Here is a 26,819-nt window from a genome sequence, read left to right on the forward strand (position 1 = left end):
TCATTACCTTCTCTGCCATCCATAAACTTCCCACTGTCCAGTGTAGTAATTTGTCCCATCCATTGCTACTAGAAGATTTCCCCTCAATATTTCATAGGCTTTCAAGAATCCCATGCTCCTCAATGCTTGGTAAATTAACCCAAACAAAGGGAATAGACTACTCGCTGCTACCCCATCCACAATGTTGCGAATCTGTTCTACTGTTGGTATTTTTTCTAGTCCAAACAAGCTCTGAGCATTATCTCGCCCACAACGGCTGTTAAGCTGACGTTGGTACTCTAAAAATGACTCATTTTGCATAAAAAAGGCGGCAAATGCCCCCAGTATCGCCTCTCTTAGACTATATTTCGTTGCATTACTAACCGAACGGGGGTCATCTATCTTCCCAATGACCTCGTTTAAACAGTGAACGATTCCGTCAAAACTTAGGTCGTTTACTTCCATCTTTCTCTCTGCAAAATCAGTAGACACTTTTCTCTTTATTCATAACTTCCTATAGGTCAAAGTTTTTCTGTCTCTATTTATACCATTTGAATTTGGAATTGCTGATTGATGACACGCCCTAGGAAGATTCATGGTGAACAAAACTTTCCTCTGGACTTAGACTCCGTACCGCATTGAGAGCCTCCTTAATCATCACCGCCGAAGGCACTGCCACGATCACCCCCAATAATCCCCCCACTCTCGCTCCTGTCAATAGCGAAATTAAAACCCAAAAAGGATTTAAACCCGTAACACTGCCTAATACCCTTGGAGCAATCCCATTTTCAACAATTTGTTGAATAACCAGGGCGACGGCCAAGAGTTGGAGAGCTAAACCAATATCTCTTAATGCCACCAAGAAAGTGACCAGAGTAATACCGACCGACCCACCAAAAGGAATAAGGGCCATTAATCCCACCGTTAGACCAAACAGCAGGCCAAAAGGAACTTTGAGGAGCAGAAAGCCTGACACCAATCCCAATGCCATACAGGCCGCAGAGATCAATTGCCCCAAGAAATAATTTTGAAAACTACGGCGTAGGGTTTGAGAAAAAGGTTGCTGAACGCGACTTGGCAACCAACCAATCACACTTTGCCAAATATCTTCCGTATGGAGAAGAAGATAAAAGGTTAAAATAACTGTCAATAGTACATCAAGGATACGGACAACCGTAAAAACCGTTAAATTTAAAGCCAAATTCAATGTACTGCCTGCTAGATTTTGCAGTTCTACGGCTAGACGGCTATTGATTTGAGTGATAATGCCATCAAAACTGATGGGTAAGCCAAATAATTCGACTTTTTGATCCAATAGCATTAACTGACGTTGGCCAGAGTCTAACCATTCTGGCAATCTGGCCACCAATTGTTGGGCTTGGTTAAAGGCCAAGGGAACGAGAATAACACCAACAGCAGTAAATACCACCAGTGTAATTAAAAAGACAAAAGTGGCTGCCAGAAATCGTTTAATCCCTCTTTGGGCTAACCAAACAACGGGATAGTTCAAGAGGAAAGCCAACACGGCAGCCAGGAGAATAATCACAAAAAGGGATTGAAAATAGCCAAAAATTGCGGATAGGGCCCTCGCATTTAAGACCATGAGCGGGGCTCCTAAGGTTAAGACTAAGAGGCGGGCAAGCGGCCCCAAGGAGTTCCACCATTTAAATAACCAATTTTGTTTATGGGGAGATGAGTCAGCGTTGACCATAATGATCGGTTGATTAACCCTGCTGTGATCGGAAAAACGAGATTGCGTTTCAAGTTTTATGCCGTTGGCATTGCCAGATGCTCTTTATTTTAAGCGACGATCAGGCACGAAACAGGATTTAAGGATTAATTCAGGAGATTTCTGACTTTGAATAGATTGATCGATTCAAGAAAATGGGTTGGAAAAGGACGAAGGAAATATCGCCTAATGCCACAGGTATCGGCTCTTGCTTGAGAAGATTGGGGGGCTTTTTGGGGAGTCGCGTTTTTCTTTCGTCTGATCGCAAGCACTTTGGGGAGAAAGATCAATTTTTGTGATTGGCTCACGCTCAGTAGAAGATACGGTTTTATCAAGTTGTCCAGTCTTCTAAGGTTAAGTCGGTGATTTTTTTGTTTTTTGAGATTCTGATAATAAGTTAAAGCTCGGTTGCAATCTCCTCTTCATCATAAGCAGCCATTTCTTCAAGGTATAATCTACGGCGTTCTTCGGCCATGGCTTCGACAAATTCATCAAAGGAAGGATCGTCTTTAAAAATTCCGTAAGAATTCAGGAGAACGGGTTGACAAAAGAATCAGGAGCAGGAACAAGAGAAACAATGTCATCCTCGTCAACAGAAGCTAAAGCTTCGCGAAAAAATTCCAAAACAGAACGACCCTGAGCGCGACAAGATTGAATGGCAGTCGCCCGAAACCTTACGCTTTGTCACGCCTAAACGCAGGGAACGTTCTGCTAAATTATTATCGGGGGCAACTTCAGGATGGTCAAGAAAATACCACCACTGATGAGACTTTTCATTAAGAGAAGTCGGTCGTGTTCTGAATCTGTGGATAAGACCAATCGCAATGTATTGCGCTGACAATGTTCTAGAAAAGCGATCTACAGATCTAGAACATTACCGCTTCCAAACATGGTTGGGAAAAACTGGGATGGATCTGTGATGTTGCTGAGTTTGTTTTAGTCCATCAGGAGATGGAGTGGACACTCATAATTGAGCAAGCAAAAAAATTGGGTTGTGAACGAATGCTTTTGATGGGCCTCACTCTCGCCAGCAATCTTCTAGCCCACATTCCGTACATAAAAAAAGAACAAAGAAAATAAGAAAAGTCATTATGACAAAAGATAATACTGACAAGTAGTAGCCCCAAAAAAGCGCAAAATCCTCTCTCGCTCAAGCGTTAGATTGATTATTTGGGGACAATTATCCAGTACAACCCAATGAACTCCTCTCAACATCTGAAAAATCCAACGCAGTGTCGGACGCTGAGTCGGCTTTCCCAACTGATTAGGCACAGTCTCCTCCTGCTCTGCCAGAGCCAGTCTCAGTTTACGTTGTCCCAAGCTGTACACCAGTAAACACAACACCATGATGAAACTCAATGCCATAATCCGCTCAGGGGTTTTGAGAAAAACACTGGACGCCAAAAACAGAGGGTCTTTAAGGAAGCGAAAACCTCGCTCTACCCCTTGCTGTTGCTTGTAGTGGACAAGCAGTTGCTCATCGCTCAAAGAGTCTCCATCTAGCTGATTCGTCGCCAAGACAAAACGTCCTGCTGCCCGCTCTGAAGCTTGAACTTTCGCACTATTGAGGCTGAAAGTGGCTTGGGCATGATAGCTACGACGAATGGGCTGTTCATGGGGACGGGGTTTACCTCGATGACCGTAATGACATTTTTCGACGACAGTTAGGTCTTGAAGAAGATGCCATTCTAAACTCTTCTCCCATCGGCTCAGGGCGGTTAAAGCATCCTCCCGACAAGCAAATTCCTGACGCTGTAATTGTTCTAATTGTCTTTGAGCTTGAGCCGTTGCTTTCTCTGTCTTCTTCGTCAGTTGTTTGAGGTCTAAAGCTTTTTTTTGCTCGCTATCTACCACTATCCAACGTTGTTTGACTCCCCCATATTCACTTTCTAAGGAGGTAAGACGATAGCCCTCTAAATCAGTTGTGATGAATTGCTCCGAGGCTAATTGACTGACCGCATCCTGCACTTCTCTAATCGTTTTCGGCACAGAACATAACCAGTATATGCCGGTTAACTTTTGCAAGTTATCGGCACTGTATAAGGCTGAATCTGCTATATACAAACCATCGAATTGCCACTGCTCATTGAACTTTTTCAAGAGTTTAGCAAACTCTTTTTTATCACTTTGATTGCCATCTCCTAATTCGAGAAAAGCGGGAATGTCGCCATCCCCCCAACAGACTAGATTCAAGACAAATTGTTTCAAGTCTGGTCGCTTATCCTTTGAATAGCCATGAGTGATATGGATTATTTGGCTTTCTTTGTCTTCTCTCTCCACCGATAATTTATATTCCCCTTGTACCGATAATGAACTGGAGTCTAAATGGGAACTTTTCATCACTATTTTGAAGATTTCTACGGCTTTTAGACAAATTCCGAGAAACAAACGGCTGATGCCGGCCATAAAGATTAAATCTAAGACTCTCCCTAAACGGTCATCATTCAGGTCGCTGGCTTTTATTCCTTTTCCTAAAAGATGTTCTACTGGTTTATCTTCAAAAAAACGACTGAACAAATATAAAGGAGAGTTGATAAAGCCTAAGCCATTGAGAATCATCGCTTTCACTACCAGACCCGCACTGATTTTAGCACGGTCATTTTCTCCTAGTTGTTCATTGATATAATCCACTAGACCTAGTTCATCAACTATCGCCGCGATTATTCCTAAATGGTCGAGATTTTTAACGTTTAATTGGGTCATTTTCTCTTGGGTTTATTAGCTTTTTTATTTTAACTATTCTGTAGCCATTTTTGAATCTATTTTTATTTTTTCAAGACTAGTACGGAATACGGGCTCTAACACAGAAGTCGAAGAAATTAGCATAGATGGTGGGAAGGTACGACTCAGAACTCCCAAGGGAGAACCCTTAATTTGGCGTGATTATAAAGGAGTCAGTTTTCATCAATTGGGGGTAGCTGCCTTTTTTCAAGATAACTCGGCTTTATTAGATTTGGTTAATTCTCAAATTTTGGCTAAGCCTTTAATTTGTTTGGGAGATGGACATGATGGTATCTGGAACTTATTTCGTGAGATAGGACAGAAACATGAGCGAATTGAAATTTTGGACTGGTATCACTTAATTGAAAACCTCTATAAAGTTGGGGGGTCATTCCAGCGAATTGAGGAGGTCAAGTCTTTTCTTTGGACGGGTGAAGTGGATGCCGCTATCTCCTGTTTTGAGGGATGGTCAGAGCCTCAAGCTGAGAATTTTATCATTTATTTAAACAAGCATAAACATCGGATTGTCAATTATGGTTATTTGCAGGCAGAGGGCATTTCCATTGGCTCTGGCTCTGTCGAATCTCAAGTTAAACAAATTGGTCATCGTCTTAAAATTACTGGTGCGAGTTGGAATTCTGACAATGTACCACAAGTCCTTCGTCATCGCTGTTCCTATTTAAATGATTACCTTTTTTGACTCTTTCATTTACCTCGTTAAGTATTTCTACTTATTGCAAAGGTGAGATGCTCCCTGAATAAATACAAGGGAGAATTAATAAATCCTAAGCCATTGAGAATCATGGCTTTAACCACCAGACCCGCACTGATTTTCGCACGGTCATTTTCTTGTAACTGTTCATTGATATAATCCACTAGACCTAGTTCATCAACTACGGCCGCGATTATTCCTAAATGGTCGAGATTTTTAACGTTTAATTGGGTCATTTTCTCCTCGGTTTGTTAGCTTTTTTATTTTAACTATTCTGTTGCTATTTTTGAATCTATTTTTATTTTTTCAAAATTAGTACGGGATATGGGTTCTAGACACTCCCCTACCAGAAATAGTTCATCAAAGCATTAAGGCTGATCCGAAAAGCACACTATTAGTCGCGCAAGTGTACGAGTAACTTTTTCATGACAGTTTTATTTTCGATGCTAGTTCAAAATTTAGTTACTGTTTCAGAATGATGGAACGCCCCCAGGATAAATTGCGTTATTCTGTCGGATTTATTTTCAATAATAGTCTCATCCGCTTGTTTTTGTTTATTAGACAGGCTTATGGGAGCTGTATTAAAAGAATAGTGCGATCGCTGTTATCAGGCTAACAGATTTTAGGCTCTTGGTGTCAGCTTGGCTTAAGGACAGCTTGGCAAAAATTAGTTAAAGTCAAGTTATTTTTAGCTATTATACTGATAATCTTACCTGAATGCTTTAATGATCGTTACGATGTTTTGAGGCAAATAGCCATGCCCCTGAAGAATCCTTTCTTTCGCCGTCTAAACTATTTTCGCCGCCGTTTTGCTCACAATCTGGGTTTAACGGATGCCCGCAAAAAACAAATTTATCAAGAAATCTGTGAATCCGTCAGTTTAAGTAGTGTTAGTTATTGGCTTCAGGTACTACTAGCGGCGGGGATTGCCACTCTGGGGCTGGTGCTCAATAGTCCGGCTGTTATTATTGGCGCGATGCTCATTTCTCCTTTAATGGGTAGCATTTTAGCCAGTGGCTTGGCCTTGGCCGTGGGAGATGTGATTTTAGTAGTACGAGCCACGATTAACCTGATTTTAAGCTGTAGTTTAGCGATCGCCTTTGCCATTTTATTGGTATCTCTGTTGCCTTTTAAGGAGATGACCAGTGAGATTATGGCCCGAACCCAGCCCAATTTACTAGATTTAATGGTGGCTCTTTTTTCGGGGGCAGTGGGATCGGTCGCTATCTGTCAAGAACAAAAAGGCGTGGCCACTTCTTTACCAGGAGTCGCGATCGCCGTAGCCTTGATGCCGCCCCTCTGTGTGGTGGGTTATGGTCTGGGTCTGGTGTTTAGTGTGGCCAATTCCAACGGTTTACAGGTGGCGATGGGAGGCGGTTTACTCTTTTTTACCAACCTAGTGGCCATTGTTTTTACCGCCATGTTGGTCTTTTTCTTTGTACATCTCGATACAAAAAATGTTAAAGATCAGATTCATCAATGGCAAGACCGCGATCGCGAAAGTCATAAAGCCCAACAAATTTTACTCCGTCTGCCAACGGCGGGTTATTTTCAAAAAATTGGCAGTTTACCTGGTCGTTTTCTGCTCATTTTATTAACCATTGTGGTTATTTCCCTACCTCTGAATCAATCCTTAGGTCAGTTGCGTCAAGAAATTATTCGTAAACGTCAAGAAAATCAATTAAGAACTCTAATTACCGAAACTTGGCAACAGCAATTAGGTAAATTATCCAATGGTGAAGCCCGTGCCTATATTAATCAACTGTTGATAGCCGAACAGCAGGAAAATTTAATTGTACAGTTGCAAGTTGTCACCAGTAAATTCTATAGCCAAACGGAAAGGGAAAATTTTATTGAACGTCTCGCCCAAGTCCTACGACGCAAGCCTGAGAGCATTACCTTAAAATTAGTGCAAATCCCGACGGGACAGTTAGTGGAATCTCAAACTCCCCAACCCTTAGCCCTAGCTTCTCCTAATATTGCTGAATTACAAACCCAATTTTTCCAAGCGGTAAAAACCTCCCTTCAGTCTATCAGCTTACCATCCCCCGCTCAATTAATTACCACGGAAATTAGTATTAGTGCCATCAATCCTCTCTCCATTCAAATTATCTATCTCAGCGATCGCGATCTGCAAGAGGATGGTAAAAGTTTGCTCACCAATCAAATTCGTAATCAACTCAATATTCCTCAGACCACTGTTGTTTATCACCGTATTAATCCGCAGCTTGGTTCTTTAGAATTGGTTCAAGAGCAAACTGAAATAACGGCTCCCCAAAAAGTAATCTTAGATCAGGTGGGAAAACTACTACAAAAATATCCCAATTTAATCCTATCTTGGCAGTTGCCCTTAGCTTCAGAGAAAACTAATGAAACCGATCCCTTACTATCTAATCATTTAGAGAGTTTACGTCGTTATCTTGCTGAAAAATGGCAAGTTAAAGATAGCCAAATTCAGGAAAAATTTGATCAGAAGAATGCCAATGACCTACAACTGAGGTTAACACTATAGTGGTCGGATTCTGGCAGCGATCGATTAGGTTTGCTCTTGACATCCTCCTCGGCGTGAACGCACGAGGATTCCCAAACCTCACGATTTGGGTTTCTGTTTCTTCGCACCTGCCTTAACAGATTTACTCTGTTCTGGTCTTACAGTCGCTCCGCAGACTGACACCGCAAGCCCTGCGGCCAAAATATTTTTACTTGCGTTAATATCTCGATCATGGTTTACCCCACAATTGGGACACTGCCATTCACGGATATTAAGAGTCATCTTTTCGACAATATGCCCACAAGAATTGCATCGTTTTGAACTAGGAAACCATCGGTCAATCTCGACCAATTTTCTTCCATACCAACGACACTTGTAATCCAGTTGTCGAATCAGTTCACTCCACCCACTATCGGAAATAGCAAGAGCGAGTTTGTAGTTTTTAACCATATTCTTAACAGCCAACGACTCAACGGCAATCACTTGATTTTCGCGTACCAAACGATTCGTCAATTTATGCAAGAAATCTTTTCGAGCATCGGATATTTCAATGTGAATTTTAGCTACCTTGATTCTAGCCTTTTCTCTGTTTTTAGAACCTTTTTGCTTACGAGCAAGATTCTTTTGTGCTTTCTTTAAGCGTTTCCGATGCTTTTTGAAATGCTTGGGATTAGTAATCTTTTCCCCTTTGCTATCTGCAATCAGGCTTGTTATCCCCAAGTCTATCCCTATCGCATTCTCGTTGACAGGGAGAGGCTTGATTGTTGGATCGTCAAATCTGATAGAGATATGCCAGCGTCCAGAGGGGTGAAGACTCACTGTAACGGTACTTGGCTCACATCCTTTTGGAATCTGCCTAGACCATCTAATCGGTAATGGTTCAGAGCATTTGGCGAGGTAAATCTCTTTGTCTCTGAATTTAAAGGCCGACTTGGTAAACTCAGCACTACCGCCATTCCTCTTTTTCTTGAAAGTAGGGTATCCCGCATTTCCTGCAAAGAAATTTGTAAAGGCAGTTTGGAGATGTCGAAGTCCTTGCTGTAAAGGGACACAGCTAACTTCATTGAGGAAGTCAAGGTCTTCTTCTTTCTTCCATTGAGTAAGCAGGCTAGAAGTTTCGGAGTACCCGACTCTTTCCTGCCTCTCATACCATGCCTGAGTTCTTTCATGTAGAGCCTTATTATAGACAAGTCTTACGCAGCCTAAGGTTCGTCGCAATAGCGACTCCTGTTCAGGGGTTGGGTAAAAACGAAATCTAAAAGCCTTTTCCATTTTTCACATTCTAGCGACTCTTCGTTGAAAGCGTCAACCCACCCCATATAAAGTCTTCCTCCGCTATCGCTAAAGGACGGGGTTTCTACCCATTTTTCTGATGATTGCATTCTTGAGTCAATTTTTTGATAGGATGGCCCTATTAGGCGCGAAAAATGTACCATGTCAGACGGTCAAGCTTTATCTAAAACGGAAGTGATTGCTCAATTACAAACGACCATTGGGCAGTTAGAAGGTATTATCCAAACCCTACAAACAGAATCGGCAGTCTTACCCGATCGCCTAGACCTGGATAATTTAGTGAACACCACAACCCAGCTTCGTCAGACCCTATTGCCTATTCCTAGTTCAAATATTGATTCAAGTGTTGACTCAGACCCCGATGATTTTGACCTTTTAAAGACGGAAGACGAGGACGAAGAAATTATCGATGCAGTACAAGCAATTGATCGTCTATTGCCCAGCTTTAACCGTCTCCAGAATTGGTGGGATCGGGTTTTAGGGCGGATTCGCCAATGGTTGCCCAGAAAAATTAATGAAAAACTGACGGATTGGGGTTTAACCAGTCTTTTAACCGTTTTGGTGGTGATTGCCTTACTGTCTTCAGTGGTTTTATTGTCCTCTCCTAGTTCAACGGTCGATAGTTCAACCACCACCGAGGTGAATGGGGCCGACAATTCCCTGTCAAGCCAACCGTCCTTTCCTGAACCGATCGCCGCCCCTGAAAATTTAGAAGCTCCGGCAGAACCGAAACCCATTGAACTCGCGCCACCGTCCCCACCGCCTCTCACCCCAGAGCAAAGTCTATTAGGTGCTATTCAACGAGAAGTGGATGATTTAACTCGCCGTTATCCCGATGGTCTGATTTTGGCGATCGCTCCCGACTTTGACCACAATCATCTCACCCTGACTCTAGCGGACAGTTGGTATCGTTTAACGCCGAAACGTCAGGATACTTTAGTTGATGGCATTTTTAAGCGATCGCAAAAATTAACTTTCCAAAAGCTTTCCCTCATTCGTGGGGATGGAACCCTATTGGCCCGTAGTCCGGTGGTGGGTCAGACGATGATTATTGTGCAACGACAATTGCCTGAACCAGTAACACCCTCTTTGTAATCACTGCCGATGAATTTGCCCAATACCATTACCCTCTCGCGTCTGCTGGGTTTACCCTTCATTTTTGTCTTACTCCAGTTTCCCGCTCCCCTTTATCATTGGTGGGCCGTGGGAATTTTTGCGGTGGCCGCTGGCACAGATTGGCTAGATGGTTATTTGGCCCGCCGCTTGGATCAAGTTACGGAAATGGGAAAATTTCTAGATCCTTTAGTCGATAAATTACTCGTACTAGGGCCCTTGTTAATTTTGGTGCAATGGCAACAGATTCCCGCTTGGGCCGTTTTCTTAATCTTGGCCAGGGAACTAGGCATTGCCGGTTGGCGCATTAACCCGCAATTGAGCGGTAGTGGCCCGATTCAAGGGGCTAATCTGTGGGGAAAATTGAAAACAATCACTCAAATGGCCGCGATCGCTGTCCTTTTGACTCCGTTATCAGGCCAGGTTGAGCAAGTCGGATTAGGGCTATTTTGGCTATCGGTGATTTTAACCTTGATTTCAGGCCTAGTCTATGTGCTCGGCACTGGTATCGTCTGAGTAAATCAGCAAAAGGTTATAATCGCCATAGGGACATAATATATTATGTCCTTTATCTATCTTGTTTTTTCTTAATATTAATGAGAGTTTTCTATTTCACAAAACAATAGAATACGATAACAATGAATGAGGCGATCGCCATCTTCTTACTTAAACTTTCAGGAGCGATCGCATTTTGTTAGGGCAAGAACTGATCATCAAGAATAGCCGTTTAAACATAGGGACAGGCTTTAGGAAAGGTTGCTAGGGGCAGTCCCGTTTCAGCTTTTGCCTGCTTGACAGCTTCAGCGTAACTCTCTTCTAAAATAGTGACTAAATAGGGTTTTAAACTAGAAGAATCTTGCAACGCTTTACGGACTCGACGACGATGTTCAATAATACTGCGCTCCCAACTACCACTCCGTTTTTGGAGTTGATATTGCCATTTGAGTAAATGTAAGAGAATAATAATTAAATTACTTTCTAAAGCATTTTTTCACTTCTACCCATCGTTTCAATTTCTTCAATTAAATTTTCCCAATCCACTTGTTCATACTGTTGAGTCCGCAATTTTCCCAAAGTATTCTCCAGCCAAGCTAAATAGTCACTTTCGTAGAGAGTTTGAGAAGGATTAATTAAGGTTTGAGTCATAGTTCTCAACGGTTCAATATTTGGTTATTGTAACAAAGCATTCAAAAGACGATCGCACTTGGGGTTGAGAGTGGAGAAGCGATCACCTTAGCGCAGAACCCATGCAAAAACCGTATTGTAAAACGATGAAATTGCAAACCTTAAGAAAATCCGCAAAAGAGCCTCAGATTAGTTACGCTAGATAAAGGAGCGATCGCTTCCATCCGATTAACGCAATTGTAGGGATTAAGGACGATTTTATGGGGGAGTTAAACACCGCCGACTTACTGGTTCAATGCCTAGAGAATGAAGGAGTAGAGTACATCTTTGGACTCCCAGGCGAAGAAAATCTTCATATCCTCGAAGCCCTAAAACATTCATCTATCCGCTTTATCACCACCCGCCACGAACAAGGTGCAGCCTTTATGGCCGATGTCTATGGCCGTTTAACGGGCAAAGCGGGGGTCTGTCTATCAACGTTAGGGCCTGGGGCTACTAATTTAATGACAGGGGTTGCTGATGCTAACCTAGACGGTGCGCCCTTGGTGGCCATTACGGGACAAGTGGGAACTGATCGGATGCACATCGAATCCCATCAATACTTGGATTTGGTGGCGATGTTTGCTCCTGTTACGAAATGGAATAAACAGATTGTTCGTCCCAGTATTACCCCCGAAGTGGTTCGCAAAGCCTTCAAAGTAGCCCAATCGGAAAAACCTGGCGCGACCCATATTGATCTGCCAGAAAATATTGCGGCCATGCCCGTCACGGGTAAACCCCTGAGTCTGGATAGTAAAGAAAAAGTATTTGCTGCCTATCGCACCCTCAGTGCTGCTGCCAATGCTATTTCCAAAGCCAAAAATCCCCTCATCCTGGCGGGGAATGGAACTATCCGAGCCAATGCCAGCGAGGCTTTAACGGAATTTGCCACCCTGCTTAACATTCCCGTTGCCAACACCTTTATGGGTAAAGGAACCATTCCCTATACCCATCCCCTCGCTCTCTGGACAGTGGGACTCCAACAACGGGATGTGATTACCTGTGCCTTTGAACAAAGCGATCTAGTGATTGCTGTCGGTTATGACCTGATCGAATATTCTCCTAAAAAGTGGAATCCAGAAGGAACCTGTCGCATTATCCACATTGGTATGACTCCCGCCGAAATTGATAGTAGCTATATTCCCGACGTGGAAGTGGTGGGAGATATTTCCGATTCCTTGATGGATATTCTCAAACGAGCCGATCGCACCGGCAAACCTACACCCCACGCGGCCGAACTCAAACCAGAAATTCGCGCTCAGTACGAGTTTTATGCCAATGATACCGGTTTTCCCGTTAAACCCCAAAAGATTATCTACGACCTGCGGCAAGTGATGGGGCCAGAGGATATCGTCATTTCCGATGTGGGGGCCCACAAAATGTGGATGGCCCGCAATTATCACTGTGACTCTCCCAATACCTGTCTCATTTCCAACGGCTTTGCTGCAATGGGTATTGCCATTCCAGGCGCGATCGCCGCCAAACTGGTTTATCCCAATCGTAAAATCGTTGCGGTGACAGGGGACGGTGGTTTTATGATGAACAATCAGGAACTAGAAACGGCTCTACGGGTCGGAACTCCCTTTGTGACGCTGATCTTTAACGACAATGGTTATGGTCTGATTGAGTGGAAACAAATCAATCAATTTGGAGAAGCTTCTTTTATTAAATTTGGCAATCCTGATTTTGTTAAATTTGCCGAAAGTATGGGTTTAAAAGGCTATCGAGTCGAATCGGCTGAAGACTTAATTCCCACCCTGAAAATGGCCCTAGAGCAACCCATTCCTTCCGTTATTGATTGTCCGGTGGATTATCGGGAAAATATTCGTTTCTCCCAACAAGCTGGCGATTTAAGCTGTGAAATTTGGGAGTAATTTCTATTGATTAGATCAAGGTAATTCCTGACACAATTTATACGAGCAAGTCCCCCAGAATTTAGAGATTTAGGGGGCTTGACTAGGTTACGTGCTTGGTCAGAAATATCCTAATTGCATTAGCGGCGATCGCTATTTCATTAACCCTTTTTCTGAAGCCATTGTTGATAGCGTCCGAGGGCAAGCAAAGGAAAATATTGGCGATAATAATGGTAACGAATATAGAAATGGCAAGGAAAACCAGTTCCCGTAAACTCCGCTTCATCCCAATAGCCTGCCGTTGTTTGCGTGGCTAACAGATAGTTAATGCCCCGTTCCACTGCTTGATAGGCCATTTTTCCCGTTGCTTGAGCACCATCTAATAGACCAATTAAAGCCCAAGCCGTTTGGGAAGCAGTACTGACTCCCTGACCCTTCAAACGAGGATCTTTATAACTTTCGCAGGTTTCTCCCCAACCCCCATCGGCATTCTGACAACGTTCTAACCAAGTCATGGCTTTGGCGATCGCGGCTTGATAACGTTCCGGTGCCATAACAGCCAAGGCAGAGATAACCCCACTGGTTCCGTAGAGATAATTAACACCCCAACGGCCAAACCAACTCCCATCACTTTCCTGTTCCCGTTCCAAATAGATCAAGGCCTTTTCGATGCGTGCGGTTGCCATTGATAGATGACAGGAACCTAGCATTTCTAAGACCCTGGCCGTTACATCGGCTGTATTAGGATCAATCATGGCCTTGAGATCGCCGTAGGGTAACTGGTTGAGCCAGTCTTGATCATTGTCAATATCAAAGGCCGCCCAGCCACCAGATTTACACTGCATAGTTGCCATCCAGTCCACTCCCCTTTCCATTGCTGCTTTTTTCTGAGCTTCATCGGGTAATTGCACCCCCTGGAGAGCCATAACCACCACCGCCGAGTCGTCTAGATCAGGGTAAAAATTATTGTCAAATTCAAAGGCCCAGCCGCCGGGTTTACCCAGTTTATTTTTGACAGACCAATCACCGTAGGTCAAAATTTGTTTTTTAAGCAGCCATTCTCCCGCTTTAACCAGGGCGGGATGATCGGGTTCTAAGCCAGATTCGACTAGAGCGCGAACCACCCAAGCTGTATCCCACACCGGAGAAACACAGGCCTGAATGCAATAGGTTTCCGAAGTTTCAATAGCAAAATGGTCGATCGCTGCCAGGCCGCGTTGAACAACGGGATCGTGCAAATCATAGCCTAAAACCTTGAGGGCTAACATGGAATTGAGCATAGCGGGAATAATGCCCCCCCAATCGCCGCTCACTTCTTGCCGTTCTAAAATCCATTTTTCAGCCGCTTTTAAACCTTGGTCACGGAAAGGAATTAAATTTGATTTTTCTTGCCATTTAAAAACCTGATCTAACCCTAAAAATAGATCGGCCCAATTGCCACTTTTGGGTAATTCGTATTTAACTTGATCAATACCCTCTACATATAATTCATCCAGTTTTAAGCCCTCGGCCAGGTCATAAATGGGCTTGCGATCGCAGACAATCATCAAGGGAACCGTACTGGATCTTGCCCAACTGGACATTTCATAGATGGTAAAGGGAAACCACTCAGGCAAAAGCATCACCCAAGGCGGAATAGAAGGCGTACCGCGCCAGTCGTAGCAACCGATCAGAGCTAGGTGCATTTTGGTGAAAATTCGGGTTTTGCTAATTCCTCCCTTGGCCAAAATAAACGCCTTGGCCTTCAGCAAAGCCGGATCTTGAGCCGGGACACCAAGAACACGCAGAGCTGCATAGGCCTCTACTGTCGTACTGATTTCGCCACCATCGCCATAGTAGAGTTCCCAACCGCCATGTTCCCGTTGTTGCTGTCGTAGATAGGTTTCCGCTTTGTGCAAGGGTCTAGCCTGATCCGTTCCCCAAATTTTATGCAGTAGGATCACTTCCGCCGTAATCGTGACATTGGATTCCAGTTCTGACCACCAGTAACCCTCTGGGTATTGTTGAGCGAGTAAATAATCCTGACTAGCAGCGATCGCGGTTTGCAGTCTGGGCAGGGTTGGAGTGGCATGACTGGACAGAGACGAAATCGGGGGAATTTGAGTTTGCATGGGTCTGGAAACGGTTGAGAGTCAGCTTAATATTTCTTGAATAGTTAGGTTAGTCTAACAGATGGCCTATCAAGCCTGACAATTATCAACGATTTAACATAAGCGTCCATCTTCCAATTCAATAATCCGATCAGCCACATCTAAAATGCGATTGTCGTGGGTGACAATTAAAATGGTTGATCCCTGTTCTCGCGCCAATTTTTGCATTAATTCCACCACATCATGGCCCGATTTACTATCCAAGGCAGCCGTTGGTTCATCGGCCAAAATCATACGGGGATGACTGACTAAGGCACGGGCGATCGCAACCCGTTGTTTTTGTCCACCGGAGAGATTATGGGGATGATAATCAATATGGTCGGCTAGTCCTACAGCTTCAAGCATGGCGATCGCTCTTTCTTTCGCTTCTTTGGCTCCAATGTTATCGTGTAGTTCAACAGACATTTGTACGTTTTGACGAGCCGTTAAACATTCCAACAGATTATGAGCTTGGAAAATATAACCTATATAACGACGAGTCTTAATCAGACGTTTTTTCGGTGCATTCACCAATTCTTGTCCAAAAACCTTTAAACTACCGGATTGGGCTGACCGTAATCCACCCATTAGGGTTAACAGCGTCGTCTTACCCGAACCTGAAGGCCCCTTGAGAATAACTACTTCCCCTTCCCTTAAGGTGAGATTAATTTGAAATAAAATTTGTTTTTTTAGGGAGCCAGTACCAAAAAAATGATCTAGGTTATGAATATTAACAACGGGTTGATTCTCGTCTAGAAAGCTAGGTTTAAGGGGTTGAGTGGTAAGGCTATTCATAGTCACGTTGTTAGGTTGGTTCGCTTTTGGCGTTGCTTAATCAAGGTATGAAAACAAATTTTGCATATATTCCAGATAAAAGTCTGAGTCAATGATTTAAAAATTGCATCTTTAGAGATTCATACTGTAAATCAGCAACGCCCGATTTGTCTAGTTTTACTAACAATTTATCTCACTTTTGTAAAATACGCACTATAATAGCTCTCAAGTGTACCATTTTAAGATTGCTTATAAATCGCCGTTATGGAATTCAAAAATTTATCGTTAACTGAACATAAAGTATTAACGAATTCCCCCAAGATTTTGATAGTTGATGATTCTGAAAGTGATCGCCTTAGTTACGTGCGTTATTTGGAATCAGACTTAGGACGAAATTATCATATTATTGAAGCGAAAACCTTAGAGGAAGGGTTGGAACTGTGGCGATCGCAACAACCTGATGTTGTCTTACTCGATATTAATCTACCCGATGGCGATGGCTTAGAATTTTTAGAGGCAATTGGCACAGATCAACTAATTAACAAGCTACCTGTAATCATGTTGGCGGGGCAGGGAGATGAACGCATTGCTGTACGGGCGATGAAATTAGGGGCCGCAGATTATTTAGTCAAAGACGATGTTATAGCCATTTCACTTTTAACGGCTATCAGTCAAGTACAAGAGAATGATTTGCTGTTACGTCAATTGAGGCGATCGCAACATCAGCAAACGCTTATTGCCTCAATGGCACTCCACATCCGTCAGTCTCTTAACTTTGAAGATGTTGCTAATAGGATAGTCAAGGAAATACGTCGCTTTTTAGAGGCTGATCGCACGCTCATTTATCGATTTAACCCTGATATGAGTGGGGTCATTGTTGCCGAAGCCGTTGTTCCCCCTTGGCAGCCCTGTTTGAATACTCAAGTTGAAGATAATTGTTTTGAAGAAAATCTGGGGGGAGAATATCAAAAGGGTAAAGTTTTTGCGGCGGCGGATATTTATGCGGCTAACCTAACGGAGTGCCATATTCAACTACTGGAACGATTTCAGGTCAGGGCCAATCTCGTCGTTCCCATCTTACTAAATGGTAATAATACCCTGTGGGGATTATTGATCGCCCATCAATGTTCGGGCCCCCGTCAATGGCAAGAAGGCGATATTCAACTATTGCATCAATTATCTGTGCATTTATCAATTGCCCTGCAACAAGCCGAACTTTACCAAAATCTGGAAACGATGAATACCTTGTTAGAGGAGAAAGTACAGGAACGGACTAAAAAATTACAATTGCAATCTCAAGTTTTGGAAGAAATTCATGATGGGGTGGTGACGACCGATCTTAATGGCACAATTCTCACTTGGAATGCTGGTGCAGAGAAACTTTATGGCTATACAGAGGCAGAGGTATTGGGGCGAAATGTCAGCTTTATGTATGAAGATGCCGAAGTTCTGGAAGCAGAAGTGATTGCACCTCTGTTGGCTAAGGAGAAGCATACTGCGGAAATTATTGTCCTTTCTAAATCAGGACAACGCATCTGTGTTAGTTTACGACTTTCTGTGGTCAAAGATGAGCAGGGTAATATTATCTATTTGATTGGTTGTGCCAATGATATTACGCAGCGCAAGCAAGCAGAAATAGACCTCAAAGAAAGCGAACAGAGCTATGTTCATCTCATAAGAAAAGGATGGGAGTTTGGAAACTCAGCGTCTTTAGACCTGAGAGGAAAAACGACTCAGGGGAATTTATTCCCCTTGCGCTATAATTTAGGTGTGAGTAGGAACAACTATCTACGCATTGAACCCTCCTAGTGTGGTGAAATCCCAGCTAATCGAGTAAGCCTATTGAGAGGTGACACAGACAATGGCAAGCAATGGCAGGTGGGGGAGCGTACCAAACTGGCTGAGTGATGGACTCTGAAAACAAGCAAAAAAAGAAAGGTAAACACAATGGCAGCACCGCGAGGTAGTTGTTTTGAGTGATAGAGGTGCTTTGACTACACCTTTGAGGCTCAAACTTTGGGCTATTCAAGAATCTCAGTGTCTTCAGACCTGAGAGTGTCAAGGCGGCTTCTCCAGTAGGCATCTTTCGCACCGATGCGATGGGACATTGCACCTACATCAATGATCGTTGGTGTCGTGTTTCGGGGCTTACCCTAGAAGCTGCGATGGGAGATGGATGGCAACAAGGTATCCACCCTGAAGATAGGCAATTCGTCACTGATGAATGGTATCAATCCGTGCGGGAAGATCGACCTTTCTCCCTTGAGTATCGCTTTCAACATCCCGATGGAGTAGTGACTTGGGTTTATGGGCAATCCGTTGCCAAATGTAACGATGACGGGATCGTCACAGGCTATGTCGGGACAATTACAGATATTAGCGATCGCAAAAAAATAGAAGAACAAATGTGCCAGCTTAATGAGCAACTAGAAGCACAGGTAGAGCAAAGAACCGCCGAGTTAAAACAGAGTCAAATTCGGTTGCAAGAAGCACAAACTTTTGTACGTCTGGGTAGTTGGGAATTAGATGTAGCAACAGGAGAAGTTCAATGGTCGCAGGAACTTTTTGATATTGTTAAAATTGACCCAGAACATGAAGTACTTACCTTCGAGTACCTCTCATCCTACTTCACGCCCAAAGACATTAAGTTGCGTAACGAATTAGTTGATCGAGCAATTCTATATGCTGAACCCTTTGAGATTGATCTTCAGATTGTCCGAACCGACGGAACCATTGGTTATATTTTTTCTAAGGTAAAACCCATTGTCAACGAAGCAGGACAGGTAACACGCTTACTGGGTATTGCGATGGACATTAGCGATCGTAAAATTGCCGAAGAAAGCCTAAGAGAGAGTGAGCAACGTTTTATGACTCTTGCTGAGGCTGCCCCTGTTGCCATTTTTCGTACCAATCGAGCTAATGAATGTATTTATGTCAATCAATTCTGGTCTCAAATCACAGGACAGGAAGCATCGGCAGCATTAGGACATGAATGGGTTGATATAATCCATCCCGATGATCGGGCAAGTATTCAAGCAAAATGGATGAAAGTGTTAAGCCAAAATGGACATTATGAAGGAGAAGGTAGAAGCCTAAGACCCGATGGAACAATTTGTTCTTACTATTGTCAGGCTGTCCCTGAACTTGATGAGAAGGGGGAAATGGTTGGCTATATTGGCACATTAACCGATATCAGCGATCGCAAGCAGATAGAAGCTGCCTTAACGGAGAGCGAAGCAAAATTCCGTCGCTTGGTGGAAGGGGCTAAAGACTTAATTTGGTCAACGGATACTCAAGGCGTTTTTAACTACCTATCACCCCAATTCCAAACCATCTTTGGCTTTCCTCCCGATGACTGGCTAGGAAAAACCGCCATTGATCTTATTTATCCCGAAGATCGCGATTGGGTAATAAGTGAACAGATGCGGTCTATTCACTCTGAGAAAAAGGTTGGCTATATTGAATTCCGCCATCTCCATCAAGATGGTCACTATAGTTGGGTGACTTCCAATTCTACACCGATTATTAATGCTGACGGTATCGTCGTTGGTCTTCAAGGAATTTTGACAGACATTAGCGATCGCAAAAAAGCAGAGCAGGAAATTTTGGAAAATCATCGGTTGATTCAACAAATTGCCGATTCTTCACCTAATGTCCTCTATCTGTATGACCTTCAAGAACAGCGTAATACTTACACTAACCGCGAAATTTTAACAACTCTGGGTTACTCGGCGATCGCCATCCAAGAAATGGGTGCGGCTTGGTTGCCTAGTGTCATGCACCCCGATGATTTCCAAGCCACTTTAGAACACTTTGAAAGACTAAAACTGGCTGATGATCACGAAATTTTCTCCCATGAATATCGCTTGAGACACGCCAACGGCCAATGGCGATATTTCTACAGTCGGGATTTGGTCTTTAGTCGAGATGCCCAGGGACAAGCCAGGCGGATTATTGGTACGGTTCAGGATGTTACTGATCGCAAACTAGCCGAGGCCGAACTTCAACAAAAAAATCTTGAACTTGAAGCCTTAGTGAAATTGCGCGAGGAAGCCCTGACACTACGGGAAGATATGTCCAATATGATTGTCCACGATTTGCGTAATCCTTTGTCGGCGATACTGCTATCGGCTGAAATCATTCAAAAGTACGGCGATCGTCCCAATCAGCAAGCTTTGATGGCCAAAAAAGCAGAGCAAATTTTAACCTCTTGCAAACGACTAAAAAACATGATTGATAGTTTGCTATTGATGGCCAAACTAGAATCAGGAAAAATTCTTTTGAATCCCGTTTCCACCGATTTATATGAACTAGGAAATTCGATTTTAAACGATTTTGAATTATCAGCCCAGTCCCAGAAAATTGAGCTAAAAGCAGAACTACCTGATCCAGGTAATAGTATTTTTATTGATGGAATTATCCTGCGTCGAGTGATTGAAAACTTAATCTCCAATGCCCTAAAATTTTCTCCTTCCAATAGTCAAGTCTGGTTACAGATCGAGTATTTACCCGAAAATCACCTCCGAGTTAAGGTGTTAGACAACGGGCCAGGCGTAAGTCCAGACCAAGCAGAGGACATCTTTAAAAAGTTTGAAATCGGAACCGTTAAAGCCAATGTCTCTCAAATTGGTTTAGGTTTAGCCTTCTGTAAAATGGCTGTGGAAGCTCAAGGAGGAACTTTGGCGATCACCCCCAATCAGCCTCAAGGCTCTATTTTTACTGTAGAAATCTAGGCGTTATCTGTAAAAACAAATCGTTATCTGTAAAAACAAATCGTTATCTGTAGAAATCTAGGCGTTATCTATAAAAACAAATCGTTATCTGTAGAAATCTAGGCGTTATCTATAAAAACAAATCGTTATCTGTAAAAACAAATACAGCTTATCTCGTTTACACTATTCTTATCTATTCCCCGATTATTTAATCGCTGTTATGGTATCCGATAATCCGTCCCCAACTGAATTAGAAGTGTTAACTACTTCACCGAAGATTTTGATCGTTGATGCTTCTGAAAGTGATCGCAGTAGTTATGTGCGTTATTTGCAAGCAGACCCAGAGCAGAGTTATTACATTATTGAAGCAGAAACATTAGAAGAAGGGTTAGAACTATGGCGATCGCAGCAACCCGATATTGTCTTACTGGATATTAACTTACCCGATGGCGACGGCTTGGCATTTTTGGAGGCGATTGGTACTGAGCAATTAATGAATAAATTGCCTGTAATTGTGCTGACAGGACACGGTGATGAACGGATTGCAGTACGGGCGATGAAGTTAGGGTCGGCGGACTATTTGATCAAAGACGATGTAACAGATGTTTCGCTTTTAACTTGTATCCATCAGGTACAAGAAAATAATTTACTTCTCCATCAACTAAGGCGATCGCAACAACAGCAAAGCATTATTGCCTCCATAGCTCTGCACATTCGTAGATCTATCTCTTTTGAGCAGGTGGCCAATGCGATTGTTCAGGAAATTCGTCGTTTTTTAGAGGCAGATCGGACGCTCATTTACCGCTTTAATCCTGATATGAGTGGGACAATCGTTGCCGAAGCTGTCATTCCGCCTTGGGAACCCTGCTTAAATGCTCAAGTTAAAGATACTTGTTTTCAAGAAAATCTCGGTGGGGAATATCAAAAGGGTAAAGTTTTCACGGCGACGGATATTTATAAGGCTAACCTAACGGCGTGTCATATCGAACTGCTGGAACGATTTCAGATCAGGGCCAATCTCGTCGTTCCTATTTTATTGAACGATGGTAATACTCTGTGGGGATTATTGATTGCCCATCAATGTTCGGCTCCCCGTCAATGGCTAGAAGCCGATATTCAACTCTTGCATCAACTATCTGTCCATTTATCCCTTGCTTTGCAACAAGCGGAACTTTATCAAAATCTGGAAAGCATTAATTCTTCCCTAGAAGAGAAAGTCCAAGAGCGTACTCAAGCATTACAACTGCAAAATAGAGTTTTAGAGGAGATCCATGATGCTGTCGTGACTACCGATCTCAATGGTGCAATTCTCAGTTGGAATTTGGGTGCAGAACAAAGCTATGGCTATGCTGAGGCGGAAGTATTGGGTCGGAATATTGCCTTTTTGTACGAAGATAGCAACATTCTACAAACTAAGGTGATTGCCAACCTGTTGGAAAAGGGTCGCTATGCAACGGAAATTGTTGTTTTTTCTAAATTAAGACAACGCATTGATGTTAGCTTACGGCTGTCTGTGGTCAAAGATGAACAGGGCAATATTACCCATTTAATTGGTTGTGCTAATGACATTACCAAGCGCAAACGTGCCGAGCAAGACCTTCAACAACTGAATCAAGAGCTAGAAGATCGAGTCGAACAACGCACTGCTGAACTTCAAAAGCTATCTAATCGTCTGGAATTGGCCCTCAGATCGGCGGCGATCGGTTATTGGCAATGGGATTGCGTTAACCAAATTACCGTTTGGGATGTACGAACCTGTGAAATCTATGGTTTACCGTCGGAATATATCAATTCGATCACTTACGAGAAGTGGACAAGTATGCTCCATCCTGAAGACCTGGCTTCGACAGAAACGTTGCTCCAGCAGGGTGCGACCTTTAGTTGATAAAAGCTGTTGTAATCAGGGTTCTACAGGGAACCCATATTGATCAAGTTTTGCCCAAAATTGACTCCATCGTTCCTTGGTCAATACCAAAGCTCGTAGGCTCAAAATAATTCCTGCTCCTTTTTCCTTCCATCGCATCCCTGAACAACATAATCGTTGTTTGACCAACGTCTTACAAGCTGCTTCCGTAACATCTGAACCAATCGGATACTTTTTCTCTAAGTATTCAGCATAATCCATTTGATGCTGATGATTCTCGTAATAAGTAATCGCCGCTTGTAGTTTCTCGGTAAGATTCTTAGAATGACTTTTTTCTTCTTTGACTTCTTTCATCAGATTTAGCAGTTCTCCTGCTTTTCCTTTTTCATGCTTGAGTTCTCGACAATTTTCAGTCAACCATTCTTTTTGTTTTGACACGGTATTCGGATGCAACGCTTCTGCCAAGGCACCTAAGTAACCAGAGGCATGATAGAAATCTAATATCTGTTCTTCCGTTTGCTTTTCTAAAAACTTCCAATTTGATTCTGCCCCGTCTGCTATCCCGACCAATGTTGCCTCTGGATAACGGTTTTTCGCTCGCTCAATTTCTCTTTCCAATCTTTCTAGAAAACTCTTTTTTCCATACTCTGGTGCCGCACCTAGATAGATTGTAGGTTGACGTTCGCCTTCACTATCGTATAGGGAAACGGTTCCCACCATTGCTTCACGGTAGCCATCCTCACACATCAGCATACAGGTTCCATCTAATCCTATTCCCACTGTTGCAATTTGGCTATCCTCCTTGGGCGGGGCATAACTCCACGCTTCTTCTTTTGCCTGTACCACACTTCCTACTGCTTCACTCAATCTTTGGATATAGGATAGCGCTACTTTTCTACCATGATTTTCTAATAAATCATTTTTCACCTCTTTGCCTGCCATCCCTGACATTTTTGAGGATACCTGTTTTGCCAATAATGGCGTTGATGTTATGATTATCCTTGCTTCTCTTTCTAAGGGGCAATACGTTTTTCCTCAAAGGTGAACGCTGATATACATGACGATTCACTATAACCTCACCATAAGGTGTTTGATATTCTTTCGGTTGCTCTCCCTTACTCTTCCAGATTTCTTCACCGATTTTTAAGGGTGAACCATCTGTATCTAAATATTTCAAGGCTTCTTTGCTGGCGATGCAACCTACTTCGTTTAAGCCTTTTTGAATATTTATTTCTGTATCCAACATTGAACGACTTAGTTCTAATGTTAGTTCTATTTTTATCTTTGAACCCTCTACATTAATTAGTTTTGCTGTCATCATTGTTTCCTCTTTGTCACTTTTCATCCCATGTTAACACTTTTCTTTTCCTTCATCAACTAAAGGTCACACCCCTCCAGCAAGCCCTCTCAGGAGAAGCCGAGTATGAGCCTGAATTTCGGATCGTGCGTCCCAATGGCAGTATTCGTTTTATTAAAGCCTACGGGATCGTGATCAGAGACGAACAGGGTAATCCTACAACCATAATTGGGATCCATCTTGATATTAGCGATCGCAAACAAGCAGAGGCTCAACTTCGACAAAAAAATCTTGAACTTGAAGAACTGGTGAAATTGCGCGAGGAAGCTCTCACTCTACGAGAAGATATGTCCAATATGATTATTCACGATTTGCGTAATCCTTTATTAGCCATGCTTCTATCGGCAGAAATTATTAAAAAATACAGCGATCGTCCAAGCACCAAAGCTATTTTGATCAAAAAAGCAGAGCAAATTTTAACCTCTGGTAAACGCCTGCAAAATATGATTGATAGTTTACTGCTAATGGCCAAACTAGAATCAGGCAAAATTCTGTTTAATCCCGTGCCAACGGATTTATATGAGCTAGGGACAGCCATTTTAAACGATTTTGAATTATTCGCTAATACCCAGAAGATTGAGCTAACAGGAGATCTCCCTAACCCCAAAAGCAGCATCGTTATTGATGAGATTATTCTGCATCGTGTGATTGAAAATTTACTTTCTAATGCCCTAAAATTCTCGCCGTCGAATAGCCAAGTCCGTCTCAGAATTGAGTATTTACCCGAAAATCATCTCCGTATTCAGGTCATTGATCAGGGGCCAGGGGTCAGTCCCGAAAGAACCCAGGACATCTTTAAAAAGTTTGAAATCGGAACCGTTAAAGCTAATGTCTCTCAAATTGGTTTAGGTTTAGCCTTCTGTAAAATGGCCGTCGAAGCTCAGGGAGGAACCTTGGCGATCGCCCCTAATCAGCCCCAGGGTTCTATTTTTACTGTAGAAATTTGAGCCAATGGCAGCTTTACAACTTGAATGACGATGGGGACAATCTTCCCTGATAATGGAGAAACCTAGCCAATAACGTCTGTGCCTAGTATTATTACTTATTGCCCCCTATTGATTTATCATGCAAACTTCTCCGTTACCTCGCCGTACAAAGATTGTGGCCACCATCGGCCCGGCTACGCAAAGTAAAGAAGTACTTAGAAAACTTATTCAAGCTGGGGCAACGACCTTTCGTTTAAACTTTTCTCACGGCGATCACGAATATCACCACAATAGCATTCGTTTAATTCGTCAAACAGCATTTGAATTAAACCAGCCGGTGGGCATCCTCCAGGATTTACAAGGGCCTAAAATTCGGGTCGGTAAATTTCTCAATGAAACTCAATCCATTGAACTAAAGACAGGCGATCCCTTTATCCTAACCAGTCGAAAAGTGGCCTGTTGTCAGGAAATTAGCTCGATTAGCTACGACAATTTAGCCGAAGAAGTGCCAGAGGGAGCCAGAATTTTACTCGATGATGGCAAGCTAGAAATGCGGGTCGAGAAGATTGATAAAGAACAAAAAGATCTATATTGTCGTGTTGTGGTGGGGGGAACCCTATCGAGTAATAAAGGGGTTAATTTTCCAGGGGTTTATCTGTCGGTCAAGGCTCTCACAGATAAAGATAAAGAAGATTTAATGTTTGGCTTGGATCAGGGGGTGGATTGGATTGCTCTCAGTTTTGTGCGGAATCCTGAAGACATTGAAGAAATTAAAGGGTTGATTGCTAGTGCGGGTAAGTCCATTCCGGTCATCGCTAAAATTGAGAAACACGAAGCGATCGCCGACATGGATGCAGTCCTAGAAAAATGTGATGGGGTGATGGTGGCACGGGGCGATCTGGGCGTAGAATTGCCCGCCGAAGATGTACCGATTCTGCAAAAGCGACTGATTGCCACTTCTAACCGTTTAGGCATTCCTGTTATTACCGCAACTCAAATGCTCGATAGCATGGTTAGTAATCCCCGTCCTACCCGTGCTGAAGTGTCCGATGTAGCCAATGCAATTCTGGATGGCACCGATGCGGTTATGCTCTCCAATGAAACGGCGATCGGTAAATTTCCTGTAGAAGCAGTGGCCATGATGGCCACCATTGCCGAACGCATTGAACAGGAAGAAATTAACAACAAACAAACCTCTGCTCTCAGAAACTCTATTCCCAATGCCATTTCTGCTGCCGTTAGCAATATTGCGGAAACCCTCCAGGCCGCAGCCATTATGACCTTGACGAAAACCGGCGCGACGGCCCGTAACGTTTCCAAATTCCGTCCTAAAACGCCTATTCTAGCCATCACCCCCCACGTCGATGTCTCGCGTCAATTGCAATTGGTCTGGGGCGTAAAACCCCTATTAGTCTTAGAATTACCTTCCACCAGTCAAACCTTTCAAGCGGCAATTAATGTGGCCCAGGAAAGTCATTTTCTCAAGGATGGAGATTTGGTGGTGATGACGGCTGGAACCCTTCAGGGCGTAGCTGGTTCTACCGATCTCATTAAAGTGGAAGTGGTTAAGGCTGTTCTCGGACGCGGTGTTGGTATTGGCCAAGGGGCGGTAACGGGTTGTGCCAGGGTTGCTCAATCTTCTAAGGATCTTGGTCAATTCGGTGCGGGTGAAATTCTTGTGGTTCCTGCGACCAGTGCAGATTTTGTCGAGATTATGCGTAGAGCCGCCGGTATTATCACCGAAGAATCCAGCTTAACCAGTCATGCTGCCATTATTGGTCTTCGTTTAGGCGTTCCAGTTATTGTCGGTTTTAAAAATGCCACTCAAATCATTCGGGAAGGAGCTATTTTAACCCTAGATGCTCAGAAAGGATTGGTTTATTCGGGAACAATGCCAGGCATGATCAGTAGTAACAATAATTCTTTACCCTAGATTTGAGCTTCCCTATTTGAGTCAACGCGATCGCCTCTTAACTCTTAACCCTGAAGACCAAAACGCGAT

15 protein-coding genes and 5 pseudogenes are annotated in these 26,819 nt (G+C 43.2%); 10 read left to right on the plus strand and 10 right to left on the minus strand.

Annotated elements, in window-relative coordinates:
- Positions 1–3: 3 nt before the first annotated feature.
- The 4 genes and pseudogenes from KA717_14755 to KA717_14770 form a co-directional block, all read right to left on the minus strand.
- Positions 4–471 carry a hypothetical protein gene (locus KA717_14755; GenBank protein ID UXE63723.1) on the minus strand — a complete coding sequence of 156 codons (468 nt, stop codon included), beginning with the start codon at positions 469–471 and terminating at the stop codon, positions 4–6.
- A gap of 130 nt (positions 472–601) precedes the next feature.
- A pseudogene (locus tag KA717_14760) lies at positions 602–1,690 on the minus strand (AI-2E family transporter).
- A gap of 546 nt (positions 1,691–2,236) precedes the next feature.
- Positions 2,237–2,501 (minus strand): annotated as a pseudogene (locus KA717_14765) (transposase).
- A 296-nt stretch (positions 2,502–2,797) separates the two neighbouring features.
- Positions 2,798–4,411, minus strand: a complete 1,614-nt coding sequence (locus tag KA717_14770; protein UXE63724.1) for an IS1634 family transposase — start codon at positions 4,409–4,411, stop codon at positions 2,798–2,800.
- A 103-nt stretch (positions 4,412–4,514) separates the two neighbouring features.
- On the opposite strand from KA717_14770, the pseudogene KA717_14775 reads away from it, so the two are divergent.
- Positions 4,515–5,129: pseudogene (locus KA717_14775) on the plus strand (ISKra4 family transposase).
- Positions 5,130–5,146: 17 nt separating this feature from the next.
- Here the strand turns inward: KA717_14775 and KA717_14780 are convergent.
- The gene (locus tag KA717_14780; GenBank protein UXE63725.1) at positions 5,147–5,377 is read right to left on the minus strand and encodes a DUF4277 domain-containing protein; all 231 of its coding nucleotides are present in this window, start codon (positions 5,375–5,377) and stop codon (positions 5,147–5,149) included.
- Between the two features lie 521 nt (positions 5,378–5,898).
- Between KA717_14780 and KA717_14785 the strand changes: the two genes are divergently transcribed.
- Positions 5,899–7,653, plus strand: coding sequence for a DUF389 domain-containing protein (locus tag KA717_14785; GenBank protein ID UXE63726.1), 1,755 nt, complete (start codon positions 5,899–5,901; stop codon positions 7,651–7,653).
- 78 nt (positions 7,654–7,731) lie between these two features.
- On the opposite strand, the gene KA717_14790 is transcribed toward KA717_14785, so the two are convergent.
- A complete protein-coding gene (locus KA717_14790; GenBank protein ID UXE63727.1) occupies positions 7,732–8,904 on the minus strand; it encodes a transposase in 1,173 nt (390 codons plus the stop codon).
- Between the two features lie 162 nt (positions 8,905–9,066).
- On the opposite strand from KA717_14790, the gene KA717_14795 reads away from it, so the two are divergent.
- Positions 9,067–10,020 (plus strand): hypothetical protein, encoded by a 954-nt coding sequence (locus KA717_14795; protein ID UXE63728.1) that lies wholly within the window; start codon positions 9,067–9,069, stop codon positions 10,018–10,020.
- A gap of 9 nt (positions 10,021–10,029) precedes the next feature.
- Positions 10,030–10,554 (plus strand): CDP-diacylglycerol--glycerol-3-phosphate 3-phosphatidyltransferase, encoded by a 525-nt coding sequence (pgsA, locus tag KA717_14800; GenBank protein UXE63729.1) that lies wholly within the window; start codon positions 10,030–10,032, stop codon positions 10,552–10,554.
- A 211-nt stretch (positions 10,555–10,765) separates the two neighbouring features.
- On the opposite strand, the pseudogene KA717_14805 reads toward pgsA, so the two are convergent.
- Positions 10,766–11,184: pseudogene (locus KA717_14805) on the minus strand (DUF29 domain-containing protein).
- 239 nt (positions 11,185–11,423) lie between these two features.
- Here KA717_14805 and KA717_14810 point away from each other — a divergent pair.
- Positions 11,424–13,076, plus strand: a complete 1,653-nt coding sequence (locus KA717_14810) for an acetolactate synthase large subunit (GenBank protein ID UXE63730.1) — start codon at positions 11,424–11,426, stop codon at positions 13,074–13,076.
- A gap of 140 nt (positions 13,077–13,216) precedes the next feature.
- Here KA717_14810 and shc read toward each other — a convergent pair whose 3' ends face one another.
- On the minus strand, positions 13,217–15,166 hold the full coding sequence (gene shc / locus KA717_14815) for a squalene--hopene cyclase (protein ID UXE63731.1): 1,950 nt from the start codon (positions 15,164–15,166) through the stop codon (positions 13,217–13,219).
- Positions 15,167–15,259: 93 nt separating this feature from the next.
- Positions 15,260–15,979, minus strand: a complete 720-nt coding sequence (locus KA717_14820; protein ID UXE63732.1) for a DevA family ABC transporter ATP-binding protein — start codon at positions 15,977–15,979, stop codon at positions 15,260–15,262.
- A 303-nt stretch (positions 15,980–16,282) separates the two neighbouring features.
- Here KA717_14820 and KA717_14825 point away from each other — a divergent pair, with 303 nt between their 5' ends.
- The 3 genes from KA717_14825 to KA717_14835 all read left to right on the plus strand — a co-directional run bounded on the left by KA717_14825 (position 16,283) and on the right by KA717_14835 (position 22,555).
- On the plus strand, positions 16,283–17,767 hold the full coding sequence (locus tag KA717_14825; protein ID UXE63733.1) for a PAS domain S-box protein: 1,485 nt from the start codon (positions 16,283–16,285) through the stop codon (positions 17,765–17,767).
- A 290-nt stretch (positions 17,768–18,057) separates the two neighbouring features.
- Positions 18,058–20,691 carry a PAS domain S-box protein gene (locus KA717_14830; GenBank protein UXE63734.1) on the plus strand — a complete coding sequence of 878 codons (2,634 nt, stop codon included), beginning with the start codon at positions 18,058–18,060 and terminating at the stop codon, positions 20,689–20,691.
- A gap of 199 nt (positions 20,692–20,890) precedes the next feature.
- Positions 20,891–22,555, plus strand: a complete 1,665-nt coding sequence (locus KA717_14835) for a response regulator (protein ID UXE63735.1) — start codon at positions 20,891–20,893, stop codon at positions 22,553–22,555.
- Positions 22,556–22,570: 15 nt separating this feature from the next.
- Here the strand turns inward: KA717_14835 and KA717_14840 are convergent.
- Positions 22,571–23,852: pseudogene (locus KA717_14840) on the minus strand (ISKra4 family transposase).
- Positions 23,853–23,977: 125 nt separating this feature from the next.
- Here KA717_14840 and KA717_14845 point away from each other — a divergent pair.
- Together KA717_14845 and pyk are read left to right on the plus strand one after the other, a co-directional pair.
- Positions 23,978–24,838, plus strand: a complete 861-nt coding sequence (locus tag KA717_14845) for an ATP-binding protein (protein UXE63736.1) — start codon at positions 23,978–23,980, stop codon at positions 24,836–24,838.
- A gap of 118 nt (positions 24,839–24,956) precedes the next feature.
- Positions 24,957–26,750 carry a pyruvate kinase gene (gene pyk / locus KA717_14850; protein ID UXE63737.1) on the plus strand — a complete coding sequence of 598 codons (1,794 nt, stop codon included), beginning with the start codon at positions 24,957–24,959 and terminating at the stop codon, positions 26,748–26,750.
- The last annotated feature ends 69 nt before the right edge of the window (positions 26,751–26,819 follow it).

Origin of the sequence: Woronichinia naegeliana WA131 (assembly GCA_025370055.1) — a bacterium.
Classification (GTDB): Bacteria; Cyanobacteriota; Cyanobacteriia; order Cyanobacteriales; family Microcystaceae; genus Woronichinia; species Woronichinia naegeliana.